General features: G+C 66.4%; 19 protein-coding genes. 7 read left to right on the forward strand and 12 right to left on the reverse strand.

The features are described from left to right. Nucleotides 1-41: 41 nt before the first annotated feature. Nucleotides 42-1,142: a redox-regulated ATPase YchF gene (gene ychF / locus IP65_RS04085; RefSeq protein ID WP_022674658.1), complete on the reverse strand. Its 1,101-nt coding sequence runs from the start codon at nucleotides 1,140-1,142 to the stop codon at nucleotides 42-44. Between the two features lie 170 nt (nucleotides 1,143-1,312). Here ychF and IP65_RS04090 point away from each other — a divergent pair, with 170 nt between their 5' ends. Continuing rightward, nucleotides 1,313-2,893, forward strand: coding sequence for a tetratricopeptide repeat protein (locus IP65_RS04090; protein ID WP_082349869.1), 1,581 nt, complete (start codon nucleotides 1,313-1,315; stop codon nucleotides 2,891-2,893). Nucleotides 2,894-3,055: 162 nt separating this feature from the next. On the opposite strand, the gene IP65_RS20770 is transcribed toward IP65_RS04090, so the two are convergent. The 5 genes from IP65_RS20770 to IP65_RS04115 all read right to left on the reverse strand — a co-directional run bounded on the left by IP65_RS20770 (nucleotide 3,056) and on the right by IP65_RS04115 (nucleotide 6,994). Further along, nucleotides 3,056-3,478 carry a PEP-CTERM sorting domain-containing protein gene (locus tag IP65_RS20770; RefSeq protein ID WP_082349777.1) on the reverse strand — a complete coding sequence of 141 codons (423 nt, stop codon included), beginning with the start codon at nucleotides 3,476-3,478 and terminating at the stop codon, nucleotides 3,056-3,058. A 237-nt stretch (nucleotides 3,479-3,715) separates the two neighbouring features. Continuing rightward, on the reverse strand, nucleotides 3,716-4,285 hold the full coding sequence (pth, locus tag IP65_RS04100; RefSeq protein WP_054130943.1) for an aminoacyl-tRNA hydrolase: 570 nt from the start codon (nucleotides 4,283-4,285) through the stop codon (nucleotides 3,716-3,718). 156 nt (nucleotides 4,286-4,441) lie between these two features. Next, on the reverse strand, nucleotides 4,442-5,056 hold the full coding sequence (locus IP65_RS04105; RefSeq protein WP_054130944.1) for a 50S ribosomal protein L25/general stress protein Ctc: 615 nt from the start codon (nucleotides 5,054-5,056) through the stop codon (nucleotides 4,442-4,444). A 121-nt stretch (nucleotides 5,057-5,177) separates the two neighbouring features. After that, on the reverse strand, nucleotides 5,178-6,071 hold the full coding sequence (locus tag IP65_RS04110) for a TraB/GumN family protein (RefSeq protein WP_054130945.1): 894 nt from the start codon (nucleotides 6,069-6,071) through the stop codon (nucleotides 5,178-5,180). Further along, nucleotides 6,068-6,994: a TraB/GumN family protein gene (locus IP65_RS04115; RefSeq protein ID WP_054130946.1), complete on the reverse strand. Its 927-nt coding sequence runs from the start codon at nucleotides 6,992-6,994 to the stop codon at nucleotides 6,068-6,070. Before IP65_RS04115 ends, IP65_RS04110 begins: the two co-directional genes overlap by 4 nt. A 99-nt stretch (nucleotides 6,995-7,093) precedes the next feature. On the opposite strand from IP65_RS04115, the gene IP65_RS04120 reads away from it, so the two are divergent. From IP65_RS04120 to ppdK, 3 genes are all read left to right on the forward strand, one after another. Further along, nucleotides 7,094-7,999 (forward strand): glycine--tRNA ligase subunit alpha, encoded by a 906-nt coding sequence (locus IP65_RS04120; protein ID WP_054131223.1) that lies wholly within the window; start codon nucleotides 7,094-7,096, stop codon nucleotides 7,997-7,999. 133 nt (nucleotides 8,000-8,132) lie between these two features. Further along, the gene (glyS, locus tag IP65_RS04125) at nucleotides 8,133-10,241 is read left to right on the forward strand and encodes a glycine--tRNA ligase subunit beta (protein WP_054130947.1); all 2,109 of its coding nucleotides are present in this window, start codon (nucleotides 8,133-8,135) and stop codon (nucleotides 10,239-10,241) included. Nucleotides 10,242-10,306: 65 nt separating this feature from the next. Further along, nucleotides 10,307-12,973, forward strand: coding sequence for a pyruvate, phosphate dikinase (gene ppdK, locus IP65_RS04130; RefSeq protein ID WP_022678188.1), 2,667 nt, complete (start codon nucleotides 10,307-10,309; stop codon nucleotides 12,971-12,973). 127 nt (nucleotides 12,974-13,100) lie between these two features. Here the strand turns inward: ppdK and IP65_RS04135 are convergent, their stop codons facing one another. Continuing rightward, nucleotides 13,101-13,910: a methyltransferase domain-containing protein gene (locus IP65_RS04135; protein WP_054130948.1), complete on the reverse strand. Its 810-nt coding sequence runs from the start codon at nucleotides 13,908-13,910 to the stop codon at nucleotides 13,101-13,103. Nucleotides 13,911-13,977: 67 nt separating this feature from the next. Between IP65_RS04135 and IP65_RS04140 the strand changes: the two genes are divergently transcribed. The 3 genes from IP65_RS04140 to IP65_RS04150 all read left to right on the forward strand — a co-directional run bounded on the left by IP65_RS04140 (nucleotide 13,978) and on the right by IP65_RS04150 (nucleotide 15,997). Continuing rightward, the gene (locus IP65_RS04140) at nucleotides 13,978-14,724 is read left to right on the forward strand and encodes a ComF family protein (RefSeq protein WP_054131224.1); all 747 of its coding nucleotides are present in this window, start codon (nucleotides 13,978-13,980) and stop codon (nucleotides 14,722-14,724) included. A gap of 457 nt (nucleotides 14,725-15,181) precedes the next feature. Beyond that, complete coding sequence (hisI, locus tag IP65_RS04145) at nucleotides 15,182-15,517, forward strand: phosphoribosyl-AMP cyclohydrolase (protein ID WP_051146288.1); 336 nt, start codon at nucleotides 15,182-15,184, stop codon at nucleotides 15,515-15,517. A 33-nt stretch (nucleotides 15,518-15,550) separates the two neighbouring features. Next, a complete protein-coding gene (locus IP65_RS04150) occupies nucleotides 15,551-15,997 on the forward strand; it encodes a MerR family DNA-binding transcriptional regulator (protein ID WP_022675769.1) in 447 nt (148 codons plus the stop codon). Between the two features lie 33 nt (nucleotides 15,998-16,030). Here the strand turns inward: IP65_RS04150 and IP65_RS04155 are convergent, their stop codons facing one another. The 5 genes from IP65_RS04155 to tyrS all read right to left on the reverse strand — a co-directional run bounded on the left by IP65_RS04155 (nucleotide 16,031) and on the right by tyrS (nucleotide 20,784). After that, nucleotides 16,031-16,732 (reverse strand): dienelactone hydrolase family protein, encoded by a 702-nt coding sequence (locus tag IP65_RS04155; RefSeq protein WP_022675768.1) that lies wholly within the window; start codon nucleotides 16,730-16,732, stop codon nucleotides 16,031-16,033. Nucleotides 16,733-16,738: 6 nt separating this feature from the next. After that, nucleotides 16,739-17,656, reverse strand: a complete 918-nt coding sequence (gene cysK, locus IP65_RS04160) for a cysteine synthase A (RefSeq protein ID WP_022675767.1) — start codon at nucleotides 17,654-17,656, stop codon at nucleotides 16,739-16,741. A 29-nt stretch (nucleotides 17,657-17,685) separates the two neighbouring features. Continuing rightward, a complete protein-coding gene (locus tag IP65_RS04165; RefSeq protein WP_028657730.1) occupies nucleotides 17,686-18,978 on the reverse strand; it encodes an MFS transporter in 1,293 nt (430 codons plus the stop codon). Nucleotides 18,979-19,108: 130 nt separating this feature from the next. Continuing rightward, nucleotides 19,109-19,447 carry a PilZ domain-containing protein gene (locus IP65_RS04170; protein WP_022675765.1) on the reverse strand — a complete coding sequence of 113 codons (339 nt, stop codon included), beginning with the start codon at nucleotides 19,445-19,447 and terminating at the stop codon, nucleotides 19,109-19,111. Nucleotides 19,448-19,557: 110 nt separating this feature from the next. Then, on the reverse strand, nucleotides 19,558-20,784 hold the full coding sequence (tyrS, locus tag IP65_RS04175) for a tyrosine--tRNA ligase (RefSeq protein WP_028657729.1): 1,227 nt from the start codon (nucleotides 20,782-20,784) through the stop codon (nucleotides 19,558-19,560). Between the last annotated feature and the right edge of the window lie 24 nt (nucleotides 20,785-20,808).

Consider the following 20,808-nt stretch of genomic DNA (forward strand, 5'->3'; position numbering starts at 1 on the left):
AACCTGCTTTCCCCATGCGTCAACCATCCGATCGAACAGGTTCAGACGTTGAACTTGAAGTGCATCACATCGCCGTCCTTGACGATGTATTCCTTGCCTTCCTGGCGCAGCTTGCCGGCATCGCGCGCGCCCGCCTCGCCGCCCAGCGAGACGAAATCGTCAAAGGCGATGGTTTCGGCGCGGATGAAGCCGCGCTGCATGTCGGAGTGGATTTCGCCGGCAGCCTCGGGGGCCTTGGCGCCCTGATGGACGGTCCAGGCGCGGGCTTCCTTGGGGCCGACGGTGAAGAAGGTCAGCAGGTGCAGCAGGTCATACCCGGCGCGGATCACGCGGTTGAGACCGGTTTCATGCAGGCCCAGTTCGGCCAGGAACGCCAGGCGTTCCTCGCTGTCCATGCCGATCAGGTCGGCCTCGATCGCGGCAGAGACCACCACGGCTTCGGCGCCTTCTGCCTTGGCCTTTTCAAACACGCGGGCGGAGTGGGCATTGCCGGTGGCGGCGCTTTCCTCTTCCACGTTGCAGACGTAGAGCACGGGCTTGGCGGTGAGCAACTGCGCCTGCTTGAACAGGCGCTCTTCCTCGTCGTCCTTGGGCTGGGTGAGGCGGGCGGGCTTGCCTTCGCGCAGCAGTTCCAGCGCCTGGCCCAGCACCGAGGCCATGGCCTTGGCTTCCTTGTCGCCGCTGGTCGCCTTCTTGGCGGCGGCAGGCACGCGCTTTTCCAGGCTTTCCAGGTCGGACAGCATCAGTTCGGTTTCCACCGTGTCGGCGTCCGACAGCGGATCGACGCGGTTATCGACATGCTGGATATCGTCGTTTTCAAAGCAGCGCAGCACGTGGATGATCGCATCCACTTCGCGGATGTTGCCCAGGAACTGGTTGCCCAGGCCTTCACCCTTGGATGCGCCGCGCACCAGGCCGGCGATGTCGACAAAGCCAAGCTGGGTGGGGATGATCTTCTGGCTGCCGGCGATCTTGGCCAGGGTATCGAGCCGCGCGTCGGGCACGCCCACGTTGCCCACGTTGGGTTCGATCGTGCAGAACGGATAGTTGGCGGCCTGGGCCGCCTGCGTTTCGGTCAGCGCGTTGAACAGCGTCGACTTGCCGACATTGGGAAGGCCGACGATCCCGCAACGAAAACCCATCTTCGTGTCCTTGGCTATGGCCCCAAGCCGATGCGGGGCCGCATATTGCCGGCCGCGATGGTGGCTTGTAGGCCCAAGGTCAAGGGGGCAGCGCCCTGTGGCAAGGGGTTTTGCGTGGCCGGTCGGCAATCTTCACCGAAGTTTCAGGCCTTGCTGGCATGGCAACCGGCATGAGGCGCGCTATCCTGCCATCGTTTTTGCACCGCCATGCCCGTGCCGGTCTGCCGCGCGGCGCGCTGATCACGCCGGCATTGGCGCTGGCCCTGGTGCTGGCCGGCTGTGGCGACAATCCCGCCGCCCATGCTGCCAAGGCCCGCAGCGCCTTTGCCGCGCAGGATTTCGTGACGGCGCGGATGGAAGCGCTGAGCGCGCTCGACTCGGGCAAGCTGCCCGCCGCCGACTCGCAGGCGCTGCTGCGGCTGCTCGCCCGTGCGCAGTTGCAGATGGGCGATGGCGATGGCGCGCAGGCAACGCTGACGCGGCTGGAAGATGCCGGCGGTGGCGGGCGGGCGGTCAACCGCATGAAGGCCGAAGCAGCCCTGCTGCGCGGCCTGCCGCGCCAGGCGCTGTCGCTGCTGGGCCAGGATGGCGATGCCGATGCCTGGCGCCTGCGGGCCGCAGCGCACCAGGCTCTGGGTGACAATGCCCAGGCACTTTCTGCATTTCGCCAGGGCATGGCCGCCGGAGACAATGTGCAACTCGCGCGCGACTATGCCCGCTTCCTGATCACGGCCGAAGATTTTGCCGGGGCCGACCAGGTCCTGGCCGTGATGCAGCGGCTCGATCCCAAGGGCCTCGATACCGCGATGGTCGAAGGGGCGCTGCGGGTCCGGCAAGGCCAGCTAGACGCGGCCGGCGCTGCCTATGACCGCGCAATCGCGGCCTATCCCCGCCGGATCGAGCCGCTGATCGAGCGGGCCAACCTGGCTGACATGCAAAGCCAGCTCGACCGCGCGATCGGCCTCATCGGCAAGGCCGCGCGCCTCGCGCCGGGCGATTCACGCGTGCTCGATCTGCAGGTGCAGTTCGCCAGCGAAAAAGGCGATTGGGAAAAGGTACGCCAGCTCTTGGCGCCGCATGAGGTCGATCTCGATCCACGCACCCCCAATGGGCTGACCTATGCCGAGGCGCTGCTGCGCCTGGGCCATCCCGAGCAGGCCCGCGTGATCTTTGCCCGCGCGCTGCTGCTCTCGCCGCAAAATCCCTATTCGCGTATGATGCTGGCCGAAGCGCAACTGGCCACCGGCGATCCCGGCACGGCGCTGCGCACGATCCGGCCCTTGTCGGATTCGCTGCTGGCTGGCCAGCGCGAACTGGATCTGGCCCTGCGCGCGGCGCGGGCAGCGGGTGATCCCTCGGCCGATGCGCTGGCAGCGCGGTTGCGCTCGGGTCAATGGCAGCAGGACCAGCGCCTGGCCGCCGATGGCCAGGCGGCGCTGGGCCGGCGCGATTGGGCCGCAGCAATCACCGCCTATACCGCGTTGCTGGGCAATGGCAGCGATCCCGAAGTGCTCAAGCGGCTGGCGGTGGCCTGCACCAACGCTGGCCGCCACCAGGACGCGATCGCCTATGCCGACCGCGCCTTGGCCCAGGCGCCGCGCGATCCCGACATGCTGCATATCGCTGGCCTCGTGCGGCTCAACGCCGGGCAGGACATGGCCGCCGCGCAGCATCTGTTGCGCCGCGCGGTCGATGCCGATCCGGCCAACCGCCTGTTCCGCGCCGATCTCGCCCGCGCCCAGGCACGCTGAGGCCATAGACCTCTTCCGAACGCAAAAATGCCGCCCAAGCCAGGCTTGGACGGCATTTTTGGAGAAACATCGCGTGGCGGCGGGATTTGGGCCAGCCGGGCGGCATGCGCAAGGCGTGCCGGCCCGTCCCTGTGCTGGTGCCCCCAGGCCCGCGTGCCGCGATCAGCGGCGGCGACGACGCACGAACGCCAGGCCAGCCAGGCCAGCGCCCATCAGGCCCAGCATGCCCGGTTCCGGCACGTCGGTGCCACCGGTCGACGACGAGGTAGTGCTGCCGCCCGAGGTCGACGAGGTGGTCGAGCCGCCGGTCGAGGTCGAAGTGGTGCTGCCACCCGAAGTCGACGACGTGGTCGAACCGCCCGAGGTGGACGAGGTGGTGCTGCCGCCCGAAGTCGACGAGGTCGTCGACGACGTGGTGCTGCCACCCGAGGTCGAGGTCGAGCTGGACGAGCTGCTGCCGCACATCGCCGCGCCGGCCGAGTGGCCGCAGTTGCAATAGTGGGTGTGGAAGAAGGTGGCGTGGGCCGGGGCAGCAGCGATGGTGGTGGTCAGCGCGGCGGCGAGGATGGCAATCGAACGCTTCATGGTCAGTCCCCTGTCAAACTTGAAGTTTCAAACTGGAAGGCAGACGTTCGAACCATTAGATCCGAATGCACTGTCTTGGTTGACAGAGGTAAAAGCAAAAGCGGTGCCAATTGCAGAAATCAGCGCTTTTTGGTGGTTAACGCCGTTTCACGGGTGTGTCGGTTGTAAGCGATTCCGACGGTTTTTCCGGAAATTCGCGTTAACCTTTTCAGGACATTTCAATCTTGCTGGCGCGTTTCAATCCTGCTGGCGCCGGGCCACATCGCTCATGAAGCGAGTATCGTCGCCTTGGGCCAGCCGATCGGCTTCTGCTGCCACGGCGCCCAGCATGGTGACCAGGTCATCGTGCTCCGCCTTGGCAAAGGGGCCCAGCACATAACCGGTCACGCGGTCCTTGTGGCCGGGGTGGCCGATGCCCAGGCGCACGCGGCGGAATTCCGCGCCACAGTGCTGGTCGATCGAGCGCAGGCCATTGTGCCCGGCATGGCCGCCGCCCTGTTTCACTTTCACCTTGAACGGCGCCAGGTCCAGTTCGTCATGAAACACGGTGAGGGCATCGGTGGCGAGCTTGTAGAAGCGCAGTGCCTCGCCCACGGCGCGGCCGCTTTCGTTCATGAACGTGGCGGGCTTGAGCAGGATGATCTTCTGCGCGCCGATGCGGCCTTCCTGCACCCAGCCCTGGAACTTCTTCTGCACCGGGCCAAAGCCGTGGACATCGGCAATCGTGTCGAGCGCCATGAAGCCCACGTTGTGGCGGTGCAGGGCGTATTGCGGGCCGGGATTTCCCAGGCCAACCCAGACTTGCATGGCAGACGCTCCGGTTGTGGTTGGAGTTTGCAGGGTGTTTTGCGGTGAGGGCGCGCGTGCCTATTGCATGGGCGCGGCGCAAAAAAGAACCCCTCCCGGTTGGGGAGGGGTTCCTTGAACCGATGCGACAGCCCGAAAGCTGCCGTGCCGGAAAGATCAGCCTTCGCTGGCTTCGCCAGCGGGAGCTTCTTCTTCCTCGGTCAGAACGGTCGGCGTGGCGATCGTAGCGATGGTGAAATCGCGGTCGGTGATCGCCGAGCGGGCGCCGGCCGGCAGCTTCACGGCGCTGATGTGCACCGAATCGCCGATTTCCAGGCCCGAGAGATCGACGATGATGTCATCGGGGATCTTGTTGGCTTCGCACACCAGTTCCAGTTCGTGGCGCACAACGTTGAGCACGCCGCCCTGCTTGATGCCGGGGGCCTTTTCTTCGTTCTGGAACACCACCGGCACGTTCACGTGCACTTCGGCGTTCGCGCTCACGCGCAGGAAGTCTGCGTGCTGCGGACGGTCGCTCACGGCGTGGAAAGCCACGTCCTTGGGCAGAGTGCGGACCTTCTTGCCGCCGATGGTCAGTTCGACGATCGAGTTGAAGAAGTGGCCGGTGCCCAGGGCACGTGCCAGTTCCTTTTCTTCGAGGTGGATGGCAACCGGTTCCTGGTTGCCGCCATAAACCACGGCAGGAGTGCGGCCTTCGCGGCGCAGGGCACGGGAGGCTCCCTTGCCTGCCCGTTCGCGCAGCTCAGCCGACAGGGTCAGCGTCTCGCTCATGTGAAATACCTTCCGAAATAAATCTGTTGCATGTTCCTTCCGCCACGCCTCCAGGGATGACCATGACGGGGAAGCGGCGGCCCTTAGCGGATCGGGCCGAAAAAGCAAGGGGCGTGCGCGATCACTCCACCCGGCGCACCAGCCAGCCCTTGGCCTGGAGCAGCGCGGGCAGGCCATCGCTGCCGGCCACGTGCGCCGCGCCCACGGCGATGAAGGGGGCAGCACCATCCTTGAGCATGGCATCGATCTGGCTGGCCCAGGCCGCGTTGCGCGCAGTAAGCAGCGCCTGGTGCAGCGTGGGATCAGCCAGGAACCCCTTCTGGCTTTCGCGGGCAATGCCCAGGTCATCGCCGCGCAGCCACAGGCGCACCATGTCGGCATCGTCATCGCGGTTATCGGCCGCTTCCACGGCGATCTGTTCCAGCAGGGTCTGCTGCGCGCGATCGGGTAGGGCGTCGAATATGCCAAACTGCCCATCCAGCGTTTCCAGGCCCGCTACCGGCTTGGTGCCGATCAGCTTGCGCAACTGCGGCTCCACCCCGCTGGCTGGGTCCATGCCTTCCTTCTGGCCACCGATCGCGGCGATTTGCAGGGCGACCGCCCAGGATTCCTCGTTCTGGAACTGTGCGTCGGTCAGGTTGAGGTCTTTGTAGACCTTTGCCAGGGCATCGCGATACTTCATCGCCACGCGCGCCGAGGGCGGCGGCAGGCCAGGGGTATAGGCGAGGCGCGCCAGGGCGACGCCGGCGACATTGCCATCGAGCGGCTGGGCGATTTCCAGCACCAGGCGATCGGCATTGGCCAGCGCGCGGTCGATCGCCGGGCGGCGCCATTGCACACCAGCGGGCAGGGCATGCACCGTGCCGAAAATCCAGCCGCGCGTGCCGCTGGTATCGGCGATTTCCCACAACGCCACCTTGGCCGGCAGCGGCGGCGGCGCGGCCTTGTGGCACGCGGCAGCGAACAGGGCGAGGGCAGCGACGAGGAACGGTTTCCAGCGCATGGTCATGCTCATTGCACCCGCGTCACAGTGATGCCGTCGCGCGCCAGGTCTTCCTGCACGCTGCCCTTGCCGGCCAGATGCCCAGCGCCCACGGCCACGAACACCGTGCCCGGCGTTTTCAGCCGCTGCTCGATCCACTTGGCCCAGGTGGCATTGCGGCGGATCAGCAGCGCGTCGATCAGGCGGGGATCGTCTTGCATGTCGGCGGTCATCAGCTTGCCCAGTTCCTCGGCATTGCCCTGGCGCCAGGCAGCAACGATGCCGGCGATCTGTTCGCCGATCGTGTCGTACTGGGCGATCACGCTATCGAGCCAGGCGATCTGGGCATCCTGGGGCAGGCTGTCGATCAGGCCAAGCTGGAACGCCACGGTTTCCAGCCCCGCTTGCCGTTGCGGGTGGGCCGCCTGCAGTGCGGCTTCCACGCCGTGCGAAGGCTGATAGCCACGCTGCACCAGCGGCAGCATCGACAGCGCGGTGGCGGCCATCCAGGGCTTGTAGCCATCCAGTTGCGTGGCCGGCAGGCCCGAGGCGGTGAGCGTGGCTGCCAGACGCGCCGCGCGTTGCGGCCCCAGCAGGGCGGTCAGGGTCTGCCCCTTGGGCAGCAGGCCGGGCGCAGTGTCGATCGCGGCGTGCATATCGGCCTGCGTCACCTCGGTCACCAGCGTGTCCGATCCGTTCAGCGCCTTGGCCACCGGGCCGACCAGCCACGGCGTGCCGCCCTTGGGCAGCATGTGGATCGTGCCGAACAGCCAGATCGTGGTATCGGCGTCAGCCACTTTCCACAGCGCCGGGCGCGAGGGCGCGGCATCGGCCTGCTCCGCTTGCGGTGCAGGCAGCGGGATGGTCTGCGCTTGGGCAGAAAAAGGGGCCTGCAACAGCGCGATGGCGGCGCAGGCGGCGATGCGGGCGGGGATCTGGGCAAGGAAGCGGCGCATGCCCTGTCCCATGCACAGGGCAGCGCGCAATGGGAAGTCCCCATGTTGCGCCTGCTGGCGGTTGATTTGCGCTGCGCCATCGGCCATGGGCGGCACACCATGGCCGATACTGCACCAAAGCCGCTCAGCCTGCAGGACATGATCCTGCGCCTCCACGCCTATTGGAGCGACAAGGGCTGCCTTGTCCTGCAACCCTATGACATGCGCGTGGGCGCGGGTACGTTTCACCCCGCCACCACGCTGCGTTCGCTGGGGCCAGAGCCGTGGAAAGCGGCCTATGTCCAGCCCAGCCGCCGGCCAACCGACGGGCGCTATGGCGAAAATCCCAACCGGCTTCAGCATTATTACCAATACCAGGTGATCATGAAGCCGAGCCCGGCCGATATGCAGGATCTCTATCTCGACAGCCTGCGCGCCATCGGCGTCGATCCGCTGCAGCACGATATCCGCTTTGTCGAGGATGACTGGGAAAGCCCGACGCTGGGCGCCTGGGGCCTGGGCTGGGAAGTGTGGTGCGACGGGATGGAAGTGACCCAGTTCACCTATTTCCAGCAGATGGGCGGGTTTGATTGCAAGCCGGTGGCCGGCGAGCTGACCTATGGCCTAGAACGCCTGGCGATGTATATCCAGGGCGTCGATAACGTCTATGACCTGGCCTATAACAGCCACGGCGTAACTTATGGCCAGGTGTTCCTGGAAAACGAACGCCAGATGTCGAAGTGGAACTTCGAGATCGCCAACACCGACGCGCTGTTCGACCTGTTCAACAAGGCGGTGGCTGAATGCCGCAACTGCCTCGATGCCAAGCTGCCGATCCCGGCCTATGAACAGGCGATCGAGGCCAGCCACGTGTTCAACCTGTTGCAGGCGCGCGGCGTGATCTCGGTGCAAGAACGCGCCAGCTACATGGGCAAGGTGCGCGACCTCGCGCGCGGTTCGTGCGAAGCCTATATGGACAAGTACAAGGACGAATGGGCGCAGAAATTCCCGGGGTGGAGCGCATGAGCCGGTTTGTTGCGCCGGGGGCTTCGACAAGCTCAGCCCGAACGGACTTCCGGATCAGTTCTCACACTCCGTTCGCCCTGAGCCTGTCGAAGGGCGCTGACACCACCTTGACCACACCCAAGCGAGACGCCGCATGACCGCCGATTTCCTGCTCGAACTGCGCAGCGAAGAAATCCCCGCGCGGATGCAGGCCGGCGCGCGCGCCGATCTGGAAAAGCTGTTCGTCAAGGAACTGACCGCCGCCGGGCTGACGCCGGGCGCGATCACCGTGTGGTCCACGCCGCGCCGGCTGGCGCTGATCGCGCGCGATCTGCCGCTGGGCACGCAAGCTGTCAGTGAGGAAGTGAAGGGGCCGCGCGCCTCGGCCCCGCCGCAGGCATTGGAAGGCTTCCTGCGCAAGACCGGGTTGACCCGCGAGCAACTGACCGAGCGCGATGGCGTGCTGTTCGCCATCACCGAAAAGCCCGGCCGCGCGACCAAGGATGTGCTGGCCCAGGCCATCCCGGCGATCGTCCGCGCGTTTCCCTGGCCCAAGTCGCAGCGCTGGGGCGCCGCCTCGTTCAGCCCGGAATCCTTGCGCTGGGTGCGCCCGCTTTCGGGCATCATCGCGATCCTGGGCGACGAGGCGATCGACCTTGAAGTGGGCGGCATCCGCTCTGGCACGGTCACGCGTGGGCACCGTTTCCATCACCGCGGTGACATCACCATCACGGGCGCGGCCGACTATGCCGTCCGCTTGCGCGAAGCCTACGTGATCGTCGACCACGCCGAGCGCGAGGCGCTGGTGCGCGATGGCGCGCGCGCCGCGGCGCAGGCCGCTGGCCTCGTGCTGGTGGACGATGAAGGCCTGGTGGTGGAAAACGCCGGCCTCACCGAATGGCCCCAGCCGCTGCTCGGCCGCTTTGACGAGGCGTTCCTCGACGTGCCGCCCGAAGTGATTCAGCTGACCGCGCGGGTCAACCAGAAGTATTTCATCTGCCGCGATGCCGCCGGCAAGCTGGCCAATGCCTTTGTCTGCACCGCCAACATCGCCGCCACCGATGGCGGCGCGGCGATCGTGGCGGGCAACCGCAAGGTGCTCGCCGCACGCCTGTCTGACGCCCGCTTCTTCTGGGAGCAGGACAAGAAGGTGCCGCTCGCCGTCCAGGCGGAAAAGCTGGCGCGCATCACGTTCCACGAAAAGCTGGGCAGCGTGGCCGACAAGGTGGCCCGCGTGGCTGATCTTGCCGAATGGCTCGCCCGCGAAGGCGTGGTGCCCGGCGCCGATCCGGCCCTGGCGCGCCAGGCGGCGCAGCTGTGCAAGGCCGATCTCGTCACCGACATGGTTGGCGAGTTCCCCGAACTGCAGGGCCTGATGGGCGGTTATTACGCCCGCGCCGAAGGCCTGGTCGATGCCGTGGCCGACGCGATCCGCGATCACTACAAGCCGGTGGGGCAGGGTGACGATGTACCCACCGCGCCGGTTTCGGTCTGCGTCGCGCTGGCGGACAAGCTCGATACGCTGCGCAGCTTCTTTGCGATCGACGAAAAGCCCACCGGGTCGAAAGACCCCTTCGCGCTGCGCCGTGCCGCCCTTGGCATCATTCGCCTGATCACCGAGAACCATCTGCGCTTCGCCGTGGCCGAAGGCGATTTGCTCGGCTTCTTTGCCGACCGCCTCAAGGTGCAGCAGCGTGAAGCTGGCGTGCGCCACGACCTGATCGATGCCGTGCTTGCCCTTGGCGGTGAAAGCGATCTCGTGCGCCTGCTGGCGCGCGTGTCGGCGCTTCAGGCGTTCGTCGGCACCGAGGATGGCGTCAATCTGCTGGCGGGCTACAAGCGCGCGGCCAATATCCTCAAGAAGGAAGCAGCGGCCACGGCTGGCGCGCAGGGCGAAGGCGTGGTGCCGCCCACTGGCGAGGAAGACCCGCTGGTGCTTGTCGACGATCCGCTGTTCAAGGATGTCGCGGCCGAATTTGCCCATGGCGAAGCGGCGCTGTCCTACCCCCCCGAACCGGCCGAAGCGGCGTTGATGGCGGCGCTCGCCCAGGCCGAGCCGCAGGTGGAAACTGCCGTGGCGCAAGAGGCATTCACCACCGCCATGGCCGCGCTGGCCTCGCTCCGCGCGCCGATCGATGCGTTTTTCGATGACGTTACGGTGAACGACGCAGATGCGGAAAAGCGGGCCCATCGCTTGGCCCTGCTTGACCAATTCCGTGCTGCGGTGCACAAAGTAGCGGACTTCTCGCGGATCGAGGGCTAAGCGCCCTCGGTCCATTTCCTGGACCTCGCAATGACTGACCTTTGCTCAAGGAACGGACTGTAATCATGAGTGCATACGTATTCCATTTCGGCGGTGGTGCGCGCAACGACGATCCTCGGGCCAAGGATAAGACCATTACCGGGGGCAAGGGCGCCAACCTGGCCGAGATGGCGGGCATCGGCCTGCCGGTGCCGCCCGGCTTCACCATCAGCACCGAAGTGTGCACGCAATACAATTCGGCCGGCAAGCAGTTTGACGCCGACATCAAGGCCGGCGTGGCCGCTGGGCTCTCGCACATCGAAGCGGCGACCGGCCGCGTGTTTGGCGATGCGGGCAATCCGCTGCTGGTCTCGGTGCGCTCGGGCGCGCGGGTGTCGATGCCGGGCATGATGGATACCGTGCTCAACCTCGGCCTCAACGACGTGACGGTTGAGGGGCTTTCGGCCGATTCCGGCGACGCGCGCTTTGCCTGGGACAGCTATCGCCGCTTCATCCAGATGTATTCCGACGTGGTGCTGGGCGTGGACCATCACCGCTTTGAAGATGCGCTGGAAATCGCCAAGGAAGACAACGGCTATTACGCCGATGTGGAAATGAGCGCGGACAACTGGCGCAAGCTGGTGGGCGAATACAAGGCGATCGTCGAAGAGGAGCTAGGCCGTCCGTTCCCGCAGGACGTGCACGAGCAGCTGTGGGGCGCGATCGGCGCGGTGTTCGATAGCTGGGAAAGCGAACGCGCCAAGGTCTATCGCAAGCTCAACGACATTCCGGCCGAATGGGGCACGGCGGTCAACGTCCAGGCCATGGTGTTCGGCAACATGGGCGATACCTCGGCCACGGGCGTTGCCTTCACCCGCGATCCGGCGACCGGCGAAAAGGCCTATTACGGCGAATGGCTGGTCAACGCCCAGGGTGAAGACGTGGTGGCCGGCATCCGCACCCCGCAATATCTGACCTTGGCCGCACGCGAGCGGGCCGGGGCCAAGCCTCTGTCGATGGAAGAGGCCATGCCGCAGGCGTATGCCGAGCTGGCCAGCGTGTTCGAGCTGCTGGAAAAGCACTACAAGGACATGCAGGACATCGAGTTCACGGTTGAAAAGAACAAGCTGTGGATGCTGCAGACCCGCTCGGGCAAGCGCACCGCCAAGGCCGCGCTCAAGATGGCGGTGGACATGGTGGGCGAGGGCCTGATCGACGAGGCCACCGCGATCGCCCGGGTCGATCCCATGGCGCTCGACCAGCTGCTCCACCCCACGCTCGATCCCAAGGCGCCGCGCGATGTGCTGGCCAAGGGGCTGCCCGCCTCGCCGGGCGCGGCCAGCGGCGCGATCGTGTTCGACGCCGATACCGCCCAGGCGCGCGCCGAGCGTGGCGACAGCGTGATCCTGGTGCGCGTGGAAACGTCGCCCGAAGACATTCACGGCATGCATGCGGCCAAGGGCATCCTCACCGCGCGCGGCGGCATGACCAGCCACGCCGCCGTGGTGGCACGCGGCATGGGCCGCCCCTGCGTCTCGGGCGCGTCGGGCCTGTCGATCGACATGACCGCGCGCAAGGCGCGGATCGGCACCCGTGACCTGGCCGAAGGCGACGTGATCACGCTCGACGGTTCGACCGGCGAGATCATGGCCGGCGAAGTGGCGATGGTGGAACCCGAACTTGTCGGCGATTTCGCCACGCTGATGGTCTGGGCCGACAAGCACCGCCGCATGAAAGTGCGCACCAACGCCGAAACGCCGACGGATTGCCAGGTGGCGCGCCAGTTCGGCGCCGAAGGCATCGGCCTGTGCCGCACCGAGCATATGTTCTTCGAAGCCGGGCGCATTTCCGCCGTGCGCCAGATGATCCTGGCCGAAGACGAAGCCGGCCGCCGCGCCGCGCTGGCCAAGCTGCTGCCCGAACAGCGCGCCGATTTCATCGCGATCTTCGACGTGATGGCCGGCCTGCCGGTGACGATCCGGCTGCTCGATCCGCCGCTGCACGAATTCCTGCCGCATGCCGATGCAGAGTTCGAGGAACTGGCCGAAGTGACCGGCCTGGGCGTCGACCACCTCAAGCGTCGCGCCGGGGAACTGCACGAGTTCAACCCGATGCTCGGCCATCGCGGCTGCCGCCTGGGCATCACGTTCCCCGAAATCTATGAAATGCAGGCCCAGGCGATCTTCGAGGCTGCGGTGGAAGTGGCCACCAAGTCTGGCGAAGCAGTCGTGCCCGAGGTGATGATCCCGCTGGTTGCCACCAAGAAGGAACTGCAGATCCTGCGCGCGCTGGTCGATCGCGTGGCCGCACAGGTCTTTGCCGACAAGGGCAAGACGCTGGATTACCTGGTCGGCACGATGATCGAACTGCCGCGCGCCGCGCTGATGGCCGGGGAAATCGCCGAGGAAGGCACGTTCTTCTCTTTCGGCACCAACGACCTGACGCAGACCACCCTGGGCGTAAGCCGCGACGATGCCGCGCGCTTCCTCAACCCCTATGTCGACCAGGGCATCTATCCGCGCGACCCGTTCGTCAGCCTGGATATCGAGGGCGTGGGCCAACTGGTGGAACTGGCGGCCGAGCGCGGCCGCCAGACCCGCCCCGATATCAAGCTGGGCATCTGCGGCGAGCACGGCGGCGATCCCGCCTCGATCGCATTCTGCGAAAAGGTCGGCCTCGATTACGTCTCGGCCAGCCCCTACCGCGTGCCGATCGCGCGCCTGGCCGCAGCGCAGGCGGCATTGAAGGCGTAAGGATCAAAGCCCCTCCACCAGCCTGCGGCTGGTCCCCCTCCCCACGCTGTGGGGAGGACCTTGGCGATCCTCCCCATGGCATGGGGAGGGGGACCGCCGCGCAGGGGTGGTGGAGGGGGCGTTCCGCCTAAAACTTCGGCGCGCGCAGCGGCTTGGCCCAGCCGCTCAGCGTCAGGATCTCGAACGTCTCGGTAACCCGCCCTTCCGCATCAGCAGCGGCGGCAAAGGCCTCTTGCGCGCGGGCCAGGGCGGCCTTGCCGAGCGGCGCGCCGGGGCGGGCGAGGCAGTTGGACAGGCCCTGGTCGCGCAAGTCCTGCACGAGCCGGGTCAGGCTGCGATAGCGTACGGCCAGGCTGCGGCTGTCGATCACCGGATCGGCAAAGCCGGCGCGTTGCAGCAATTGCCCGCCAGCGCGCACATCCACTTGCGGGTGTACGCGCGGGGCGGGCCGATCCGCGTCGGCGGCCAGCATCACGCTGCGCAGCGCCGGCAGGCTGCCGGCGGCGGTAAAGCTCACCATCGCCAGGCCATCGGGCGCCAGCGCGCGGCGCAGATGCACCAGCGCGCCGGGCAGATCGTTCACCGTGTCGAGCGTGCCTAGCACGGCGATGAAATCAAACCCCTGGGCAAAGGGCAGGGGGGCTTCCTGGTCCACCCCGGTTTCGCCGGGCAGGGCGGCGGGATCGGCGTGGGTCACGGCAACGCCCTGCGCGGCCAGCGCCGTGCCCAGGCTGTGGTCCACATCGCCGATAATCAGCGCGGTCTGCGGTGCATGACGCAGGAATGACAGGCGATCGAGCATGTCCTCAATCATGTCATCGGCCAGGAAGCGCGCGGCATCGGGCCGTGTGGCCAGGCGGCGCATGCGCGCGCGCTGGGCCAGGCGGCGGTGGCGGGCAAAGATTTCGGGCGGGGCGGGGGGCGTGGTTTGGGCCATGCCGTGCTGCCTGCCCGCAAGCTGCGCGCTTGCCAAGCCTCTTGCGCTGGTGGAAGCATGGCCAGCGATGCTGCGCCCCGCGTTTCTTGCCCCGGTCGTTGACCTGCTGTTTCCGCCGCGCTGCCCGCTGTGCGGGGAAACCCTGGCCACGCATGGCGGGCTGTGCGCCGCGTGCTGGGCCAACCTGGAAATCCCCGGGGAGCCGAGCTGCCACTTGTGCCAGCGCCCCCTGGAAACCAGCCTGGCGCGTGATGAGGCGGCGCTGTGCGCCCCCTGCATGGCGCAGCCGCCACGGCATGATGGGATCGCTGCCGCCACGCTCTATGGCGATGCCACACGCACCCTGGTGCTGCGATTCAAGCATGGCCGCAAGGTGGGGCTGGCCGGGCTGATGGCACGCCTGATGGTGGCGCGCCTGCCGCCACTCGACGGGGAATGGCTGATCGTGCCGGTGCCGCTGCACCGCTGGCGGCTGTGGCAGCGCGGCTATAATCAGTCAGCATTGCTGGCAACGCAGATTGCGCGGGCGACCGGGCAGCGCCTGCTGGTCGATGCGCTGGTGCGGCGCAAGCGCACGCCTTCGCTCGGCGGTCTGGGTGCCAAGGCGCGCGCGCAGGCGCTGGCGGGCGCCATCGCGCCTCATCCGCGCCACGCCGCGTCTTTGCGCGGTGCCCAGGTGCTGCTGGTCGATGACGTGCTGACCAGCGGCGCCACCAGCGATGCCTGCGTGCGGGCGCTGCGCCGCGCCGGCGCGGCCAAGGTCAAGATCGCCTGCTTTGCCCGCGTGCTGCGCGAGGCCGAAGTGCGGGGGTAAAAAAGGAGAGTTGATTCGCGGGCGACAGGCGCGATGCAAGCGGCATCAAACCGAAAACGCCCGGAACCTTGCGGCCCGGGCGTTTCGTGACGAAACCTTGTGATTGACGGGGCTCCCTCTCGGCCCTGACCGTAACCCCGTCGCTCAATATCTCCAGATGGCTGCGCCTTCCTAGTCAGAAGGTCGAACCAGCCCCCCGGTCCCTCGCGTGTCCCTGAACTTTGGCGCTTGCCGCGCCGCCTTTCGGCGGTTCAGATCGCGGTTCCCTCAAACCGCACGTTCTTTCTTGACGATTGCGCCGCCGGAAGGAAGGGGGACATGCGTATGCCGCCGATTTTGCCCAGGCCATGTGGTTATCGTGCAACAATGTATGCTGTGGCAGCCCGTTTGCAGAAGGGAATTACCTACCGTGTCGGTCGATAACGATTCGCTACAGCGCGAACAGGGCACCGCCTTCATGCCGCGCTTCGATTCTCACGGCCTGGTCACCGCCGTGGCGATCGATCACCGCACTGGGCAGTTGCTGATGCTGGCGCACATGGATGCCGAGGCGATCACCCGCACGCGCGAAACCGGTCTGGCGCACTTCTGGTCGCGCTCGCGCCAGAAGCAGTGGATGAAAGGCGAAACCTCGGGCCACGTGCTCAAGGTGCTCGAAATCCGCGTGGACTGTGACCAGGATGCGCTCGAACTGCGGGTCGAGCCGGTTGGCCCGGCCTGCCACACCCTGGCGCAAAGCTGCTTCTATCGCCGGATTACCCCGCAAGGGACGCTGGAGCGGATTGAGGTTTGACGTTTACGTAAGCTGCGCGGTATCGTGGCGGGCATGGACACCGTGCCCGCCTCTTCCCACACTGGCCATCTCGACCGGCCCGATGCCCTGGCCCGCGACCAGTTCACCATCACCGACCTGTCGGCCGAATTCGGCGTAACCGCGCGGGCGCTGCGGTTCTACGAGGACGAGGGCCTGATTTCGCCGACGCGGCACGGCACGGCGCGGATCTATTCCCGGCGTGATCGGGCGCGACTGGCGTGGATCATGCGCGCCAAGAACGTCGGTTTCAGCCTGGCTGACATTCGCGAGATGATCGATCTCTACGATCTGGGCGATGGCCGTGCGCAGCAGCGCAAGGTGACGATCGCCAAGTGCCGCGAACGCATCGCTGCTCTGGTGCGCCAGCAGGCCGATATCGCCAGCACGATTGCCGAGCTGGAAGGCTTCGTCGCGCAAGTGCAGCAACTGGAAGGTGCCGAGGGCGGCGGCCCGGCCTGATCGGCCCGGCCACCGCCTCGCGGCGGATGGATATCAGCTATAGATTTCGTCGAGCAGCGCGGTCAGCGCCAGCCACGATTGGCGGTCGGCGCTGGCGTTGTAGCCGAGGAAATCCTTGCCGCGCGCCTCGCTGTCGGGATCGGTGAACCCGTGCTTGACCCCGGCATAGGCATGGAAGTGCCAGTTGCCGCTGGCGGCATCCATTTCCTTCCAGAAATCCAGTACCTGCTCGCGCGGGACGAGCGGATCGGCATCGCCGTGGCAGATCAGCAGGCGCGGCTTGATCGGGGTTTCCGCCGTGGCCGGGCGATCAGAGGTGAGCAGGCCGTGGAAGCTGGCCGCCAGCACGATCGGTGCGCCCATGCGCGCCAGTTCCAGCGCCGCCTGGCCGCCCATGCAATAGCCGATCGCCGACAGCGTCAGCCCCGGCGCCGCCTTGGCCAGCGCGTCGAGCCCGGCGGTGATGCGGGCGCGGTAGTGATCGACATCGGCACGCAGGGCATTGCCCAGCGGGAACGACGCTTCAAAGCTTTCCACCGGCTCGCCATAGAAATCTGCGACCATGGCAACAAAGCCTTGATCGGCCAGCATGCGTGCACGCTGTTCCATTCCGGCGTTGACGTTGGCGATGGTGGGCAGGATCAGGATCGCGCCGCGCGGGGTGCCTTCGGGGCGGGCAAGCCACCCCGTCAGCGCCACGTCACCATGCGCATAATCGATGCGTTCAAGGCTCAAGGCTGGTTACTCCGGAAGAAAATCGGGCACCGAGAGGTAGCGCTCGCCGGTGTCATAGTTGAAGCCGAGCACGCGGCTGCCGGCGGGCAGTTCGCGCAGCTTGGCGGCGATGGCGGCCAGCGTCGCGCCCGAGGAGATGCCGACCAGAAGGCCTTCCTCGCGCGCCGAGCGGCGGGCCCATTCCTTGGCATCGGCCGGATCGACCTGGATCGCGCCGTCGATTGCCTGGGTGTGCAGGTTGCCCGGAATGAACCCGGCGCCGATGCCCTGGATCGGGTGCGGCGCGGGCTGCCCCCCGGAAATGACCGGCGAGAGCGTCGGTTCCACGGCATAGGCCTTGAAATCGGGCCAGTGCTTCTTGAGTTCCTCGGCGCAACCAGTGAGGTGGCCACCGGTGCCAACCCCGGTGATCAGCACGTCGATCGGGCTATCGGCGAAATCGGCCAGGATTTCCTGCGCGGTGGTGCGCACGTGCACGGCCACGTTGGCGGGATTGTCGAACTGCTGGGGCATCCAGGCGCCCGGCGTTTCGGCCACCAGTTCCTTGGCGCGCTCGATCGCGCCCTTCATGCCCTTTTCGCGCGGCGTCAGATCGAACGTGGCCCCATAGGCAAGCATCAGCCGGCGCCGCTCGATCGACATCGATTCGGGCATGACGAGCACGAGTTTGTAGCCCTTGACCGCCGCCACCATGGCGAGGCCAATGCCGGTATTGCCCGAGGTCGGCTCCACGATGGTGCCGCCGGGCTTGAGGCTGCCGTCGGCTTCGGCCGCCTCGATCATGGCCAATGCGATCCTGTCCTTGATCGAGCCACCTGGATTGGTGCGCTCGCTCTTCACCCATACCTCGTGGTCGGGAAACAGGCGGGACAGGCGAACATGCGGCGTGTTGCCGATCGTGGCGAGAATGGAATCCGCTTTCATGTCGCGTGTGCTCCTTGGTGTTGAGCGGGTCAGGATTGGTATTTTGCAGCAAAGGTCCGGGCGCGGCGCAATTCGGGAAAGCCGATCGCCCAGGCCAGAGTAACGACTATCGCACCCACCCCGCCAAACACAACCGCCCCGGTTGCGCCAAGCAGGGCCGCAGCCACGCCCGATTGCATGTCACCCAGTTCGTTGGAGCAGGAAATCGCCAGGCCCGAGATGGCCGAGACGCGGCCGCGCACGGTGTCTGGCGTGTGCAATTGCACCAAGGTGGTGCGGATATAGACCGAAACCATGTCCGCCGCGCCGATCAGCACCAGCATCGCCAGCGACAGGAACAGGTTGCGCGACAGGCCAAAGCCGATTGTCGCCACGCCAAAGGCGGCGACCGCCAGCAGCATCTTGGCGCCGACCTCGCGCTCGACCGGGCGCCGCGCCAGGAATGCCGCGACCAGCGCCGCACCGAGCCCCGGCATGGCCCGCATCACGCCCAGGCCATAGGAACCCACGGAATGGCCATCGAATGTCAGGATATCGCGGGCATAGACCGGCAGCAGCGCGGTTGCGCCGCCCAGCAGCACGGCAAAAAGATCGAGCGTGATACAGCCCAGCAGAAACCGATCGTGCGCCACGAAGCGAAAGCCATCGGCGACCTGCCGAAACGGGTGCGTACGGCGATTTTCCGCTGGCGGGGGCAGGCGGCGAATGCCGAATGCGCCGAATGCGGCCAAGGCCAGCAGCGCCACCGAAACGCCATAGGGCAAGGCAGGAGAGAAGGCGAAGAGCACGCCGGCCAGCGCTGGCCCGCCCATCGAGCCGATCTGCCACGCCATGGAATTGATCGCTACCGCCCGCGGCATGAGCTTGGCCGGCACGATGTTGGGCGCGATCGATGACAGGGCCGGGCCGATGAACACGCGGCTGGTGCCATGCGCTGCGGCCATGGCAAACAGCAGCGGCAGAGACAGCGTGCCACTGGCGGTGGCGATCGTCAGCACCAGCGCGATCAGCGCGTCGAGTACCATGGTCAGCCCGGCGATCACCCGCCGGTCGAACCGATCGGCGACGACGCCGGCGACGGGCGTAAGCACGAACTGCGGCAGGAACTGCACCAGCCCCATCAGGCCAAGCTGAAACGCCGCTTCCTTGATGCCCATGCCATATTGGCCGCGCGCGACGTCATAAAGCTGGTACCCCAGCACCACGACCATGCCGGACGTGGCCAGGACGGAAAACAGGCGTGCCACCCAGAACCGCCGGAAATCGGCAATCTGGAACGGTGATGAAGGGCTATCGGGCGCCGGGGCAGGGGTGTCGGTCACGGCTTGGTCTGTGGCAGCGGCCCAGGGCTTTGCCAAGCCAACAATTGTTTGTCGTCGTTTCAGAAAATCATGATCGGCGCCAATCGCGCCGGGCCCCGATCAGCCGGCGCCCGATCACCCCCCCGCCCGATCAGCCCTTGCCGCGCAGGCGGGTGTTGGGCTGGAGTTGCTTGATCATCTTGGCAAAATCATCGTGCCGCACGATCCGCTCGAACTGGAAGCCAGCACGGCTTTCATCGCTCCACACCAAAAAGGCCTCGATCCGGCCGATCTGGGGCAGGCGAATGGTTACCCGCTCACCCCGGCCAAGGTCGAGCGTGTCGCGCACCATGAAGCCGGTCGTGGAAATGTTGACGATGTTCAGCATCACGTCGCCCAGGCGGCGATGCTCCCCGATCACCGGCAGGTGAACGGGGTGGCGGGTAGACCGGCGCAGGTCGGTCACTGAAAGCTGCGCGCCGCCGGACATGGCTTCTCCTGCCGGTATGAGGGATTACAGGCGGGAAAAATACATCCAGATTGACTTAGATTTGGTTAATGGGCGGCAGCGGCCTGCCGCCGCCCTGCAACGGGAAGTCGTTAAGCGGGCTTGATTATGCCGTGCTTCTTCTTGCCGGAAGACAACCTACGCTCGGCCGAAACCGCGATAACGGCGGTATCGTCGGTGATCGCCTCGCCATCCAGCCGGGCGCCGCCGCCGGCGATCAGGCGCTTGGCCTCACCCCGGCTCGCGGCAAAGCCCAGGCCGATTAGCGCCTCGATCACGCTGATCGTGGGCTCGCCCACTTCCAGCGTCGGCAGGTTCTGACCCAGGCCGCCGCCGGCAAACGTGGCCTTGGCCGTTGCCTCGGCAGCCTCGGCAGCCTCGCGGCCCCGGATCAGCGCGGTTACCTCGTTGGCCAGCACCGTCTTGGCGGCGTTGATCTCGCTGCCTTGCAGCGCTTCCAGGCGGGCAATCTCGTCGAGCGGAACGTCGGTGAAGATGCGCAGGAAGCGGCCCACGTCGCGATCGTCGGTATTGCGCCAGAACTGCCAGAAATCGTAGTTGGGCAGCTGTTCCTCGTTCAGCCAGACGGCGCCGTTGACCGACTTGCCCATCTTGGCGCCATCGGCGGTGGTCAGCAGCGGCGTGGTCGCGCCATAGACCTCGATCCCGTTCATGCGCCGGGTCAGCTCGATGCCGTTAACGATGTTGCCCCACTGGTCAGACCCGCCGAACTGCAGGCGGCAGCCATGGCGCAGCGCCAGCTCGCGGAAGTCATAGGCCTGGAGAATCATGTAGTTGAATTCTAGGAACGTCAGCGGCTGTTCGCGATCCAGGCGCAGCTTGACCGAATCGAACGTCAGCATGCGGTTGACGGTGAAGTGCGGCCCCACGTCACGCAGCAGGTCGATATAGCCCAGCTGCGACAGCCATTCATCGTTGTTGACCAGCGTGGCCCCGGTGGCGCTGTCGTCAAACGTCAGCAGGCGGTCGAACACCTTGCGGATCCCGGCGATGTTGCTGGCGATGATTTCTTCGGTCAGCATCTGCCGGCTGGTGTCCTTGCCCGAAGGATCGCCGATCTTGGTGGTGCCGCCGCCCATCAGTGCGATCGGCTTGTGCCCGGCCTGTTGCAGGCGGCGCAGCAGCATGACCGACGCCAGGTTGCCGACATGGAGCGATGGCGCGGTGGCGTCATAGCCATTATAGCCCACCACGATTTCCTTGGCCGCCAGGGCATCAAGGCCCTGCGCATCGGTCAACTGGTGGATATGGCCCCGCTCGGACAGCAGGCGCAGCAGGTCGGACTTGTATTCGGTCATGGTTGCCTCGATGTGGAGCGGGGC

The sequence above is a fragment of the Novosphingobium sp. AAP1 genome (genome assembly GCF_001295765.1).
GTDB classification, from domain to species: Bacteria; Pseudomonadota; Alphaproteobacteria; order Sphingomonadales; family Sphingomonadaceae; genus Novosphingobium; species Novosphingobium capsulatum.

Excerpts from the sequence above, each read along its gene's own strand:
- IP65_RS04115 (WP_054130946.1), bottom strand. The coding sequence starts at position 6,994 with ATGCGCCGCTTCCTTGCCCAGATCCCCGCCCGCATCGCCGCCTGCGCC.
- pth (WP_054130943.1), bottom strand. The coding sequence starts at position 4,285 with ATGCAAGTCTGGGTTGGCCTGGGAAATCCCGGCCCGCAATACGCCCTG.
- IP65_RS04090 (WP_082349869.1), top strand. The coding sequence starts at position 1,313 with ATGAGGCGCGCTATCCTGCCATCGTTTTTGCACCGCCATGCCCGTGCC.
- IP65_RS04135 (WP_054130948.1), bottom strand. The coding sequence starts at position 13,910 with ATGGCCCAAACCACGCCCCCCGCCCCGCCCGAAATCTTTGCCCGCCAC.
- IP65_RS20770 (WP_082349777.1), bottom strand. The coding sequence starts at position 3,478 with ATGAAGCGTTCGATTGCCATCCTCGCCGCCGCGCTGACCACCACCATC.
- ychF (WP_022674658.1), bottom strand. The coding sequence starts at position 1,142 with ATGGGTTTTCGTTGCGGGATCGTCGGCCTTCCCAATGTCGGCAAGTCG.
- cysK (WP_022675767.1), bottom strand. The coding sequence starts at position 17,656 with ATGAAAGCGGATTCCATTCTCGCCACGATCGGCAACACGCCGCATGTT.
- IP65_RS04140 (WP_054131224.1), top strand. The coding sequence starts at position 13,978 with ATGCTGCGCCCCGCGTTTCTTGCCCCGGTCGTTGACCTGCTGTTTCCG.
- IP65_RS04170 (WP_022675765.1), bottom strand. The coding sequence starts at position 19,447 with ATGTCCGGCGGCGCGCAGCTTTCAGTGACCGACCTGCGCCGGTCTACC.
- IP65_RS04105 (WP_054130944.1), bottom strand. The coding sequence starts at position 5,056 with ATGAGCGAGACGCTGACCCTGTCGGCTGAGCTGCGCGAACGGGCAGGC.
- IP65_RS04150 (WP_022675769.1), top strand. The coding sequence starts at position 15,551 with ATGGACACCGTGCCCGCCTCTTCCCACACTGGCCATCTCGACCGGCCC.
- ppdK (WP_022678188.1), top strand. The coding sequence starts at position 10,307 with ATGAGTGCATACGTATTCCATTTCGGCGGTGGTGCGCGCAACGACGAT.
- IP65_RS04110 (WP_054130945.1), bottom strand. The coding sequence starts at position 6,071 with ATGAGCATGACCATGCGCTGGAAACCGTTCCTCGTCGCTGCCCTCGCC.
- hisI (WP_051146288.1), top strand. The coding sequence starts at position 15,182 with ATGCCGCGCTTCGATTCTCACGGCCTGGTCACCGCCGTGGCGATCGAT.
- IP65_RS04120 (WP_054131223.1), top strand. The coding sequence starts at position 7,094 with ATGGCCGATACTGCACCAAAGCCGCTCAGCCTGCAGGACATGATCCTG.
- tyrS (WP_028657729.1), bottom strand. The coding sequence starts at position 20,784 with ATGACCGAATACAAGTCCGACCTGCTGCGCCTGCTGTCCGAGCGGGGC.
- glyS (WP_054130947.1), top strand. The coding sequence starts at position 8,133 with ATGACCGCCGATTTCCTGCTCGAACTGCGCAGCGAAGAAATCCCCGCG.